We start from the raw sequence: 2019 nt of genomic DNA, 5'->3' as shown, positions 1-2019 counted from the left end.
CTGGCGGGCCGGAGCCACCACCGAAGGCGTCGTCTCCATCGAGTTCGAGCCCGAGGTCGTTGCGATCCTCTCCAGCCCTGGCGGGCCGGAGCCACCCCTAACCAGTTCAGGCTGACCTCGGTGGGGACGGAGTTGCGATCCTCTCCAGCCCTGGCGGGCCGGAGCCACCGGTGTTCGTCCATGTTCCGACCAGCTCGCTGCACGGGTTGCGATCCTCTCCAGCCCTGGCGGGCCGGAGCCACCCGACCGCCGCGACTCGATGGACATCGACCACCTGGAGTTGCGATCCTCTCCAGCCCTGGCGGGCCGGAGCCACAGGTGCGGGCGGCGGCGAGCGCGAGCGTGCTGACGCCGTTGCGATCCTCTCCAGCCCTGGCGGGCCGGAGCCACTTCGGCGATGTCCTCGTCATCGACCAGGCCGAACCGGTTGCGATCCTCTCCAGCCCTGGCGGGCCGGAGCCACAGCAGATGCCCCCTGACTGGAACCGCCGGCGCCGCAGTTGCGATCCTCTCCAGCCCTGGCGGGCCGGAGCCACCTGGGCCGCGTCGTCGCGATCGCTCAGGCGCTGCTGGGTTGCGATCCTCTCCAGCCCTGGCGGGCCGGAGCCACCGATGCCGGTCGGCAGTGTTCGACGGGCAGTTGCTGCAGTTGCGATCCTCTCCAGCCCTGGCGGGCCGGAGCCACGATCGTCACCGAGTCGCCGTCGAAGTACCGTGTTGCCATGGTTGCGATCCTCTCCAGCCCTGGCGGGCCGGAGCCACCTCGCGGCCGTGGTATAGACGTGGATCTTCCCGGTGTTGCGATCCTCTCCAGCCCTGGCGGGCCGGAGCCACCGGAGTGGACACGAGAGCGAAACACCTTGCTGGGCAAGGTTGCGATCCTCTCCAGCCCTGGCGGGCCGGAGCCACCACTGCGATCGGGCGGCCGTTGACCTCGTGAGTGATCGTGTTGCGATCCTCTCCAGCCCTGGCGGGCCGGAGCCACCTGCGGTCGGCGGTGGCCGAGCTGCACCAGGCGCAGGAGTTGCGATCCTCTCCAGCCCTGGCGGGCCGGAGCCACCCTGCCAGAGCAGGGTTTTCTTCTGTCGAGGCTAGTTGAGGTGCCCTGTTTGTTATCGACGCGCCCGTTGATTGCTTGGGGACATCTTGGCGTGTTCGGGGACGCTTGGGGTTCCGAGGCGGTGGGTGGGGTGGTCAGTAGATCAGGGGCTCGTTGTGCGCGGCCGGTGGTGAGTGTCCTAGGTGTTCTGCCTTGGCGAAGGTGCCTCGTTGGAGGCTGTAGACGCGGATGCTGTCGTGTTCGTGCGCGATGATCTCCAGCAGTCGGTGTCGCATGGTGAGCCAGTCAGCGTCGGTGCAGACGATTTCGAAGACTGACTTTTGCACGCGGATTCCGTAGGCTTCACAGATTTTGGCGACGCGACGCAGGCGGCGACGTCCGTCCGGGGTTGTGGTGTCGACGTCGTAGGTGACGAGGAGTTCCATGTCAACCGGCCACCCAGGGTGTATACAGTGGCCGGTCACCGCGGAGGTGTCGGGCCAGCAGGCGGGCTTGGATGAGAGGCAGTAGTGCGGCAGGGACGTCGCGTCCGAGTTCGGGGTGTTTCCAGCTCCGTTCTCGTGCTTCGGACCACTGGCTGAGGAAGAACTTCCGTCCGTCGTCAGTGAGGCTGACGCTGCCGGCGGGGTCGGTGATCGTGTGAGCGTGTGTGATCTGTTTGCGGTTGAACAGGGTTAGTACGAGGCGGTCAACCACCAGGGCCCGGAGTTCTTCCATGAGGTCCAGTGCGAGTGAAGGTTTGCCGGGGCGGACGCCGTGGAGGTAGCCGATGTAGGGGTCGAGTCCGACGTGTTCGAGAGCACCGGTCGCCGCGGTGCGCAGCATGCCGTATCCGAAGGAGAGAAAGCAGTTGAAGGCGTCCTTAGAGTTCCTAACAGAATGATCACTTGTGGTGTCTGGAGTTCCTTGATCGTTGATCATGATCAGGTGAGGAGGGGTGAGCAGCCGCCGTGGATCGT

Annotated in this window: 2 protein-coding genes and 1 CRISPR repeat array; both genes read right to left on the bottom strand. The window is 66.0% G+C overall.

Annotated elements, in window-relative coordinates; genetic code table 11:
- Positions 1 to 58: 58 nt before the first annotated feature.
- A CRISPR array of direct repeats spans positions 59 to 1060; the repeat unit is 37 nt; unit sequence GTTGCGATCCTCTCCAGCCCTGGCGGGCCGGAGCCAC.
- Between the two features lie 134 nt (positions 1061 to 1194).
- Positions 1195 to 1485: a CRISPR-associated endonuclease Cas2 gene (gene cas2 / locus AB0I53_RS45350; protein WP_358616263.1), complete on the bottom strand. Its 291-nt coding sequence runs from the start codon at positions 1483 to 1485 to the stop codon at positions 1195 to 1197.
- A 1-nt stretch (position 1486) separates the two neighbouring features.
- Positions 1487 to 2019, bottom strand: a 533-nt coding sequence (gene cas1 / locus AB0I53_RS45345; RefSeq protein ID WP_358616260.1) for a CRISPR-associated endonuclease Cas1, incomplete at its 5' end; no start/stop codon positions are given.

It is taken from the genome of Saccharopolyspora sp. NPDC050389 (genome assembly GCF_040655595.1).
Classification (GTDB): Bacteria; Actinomycetota; Actinomycetes; order Mycobacteriales; family Pseudonocardiaceae; genus Saccharopolyspora.
Note: the sequence above shows the minus strand (reverse complement) of the source record. Positions and strands in the feature narration are given on the sequence as shown.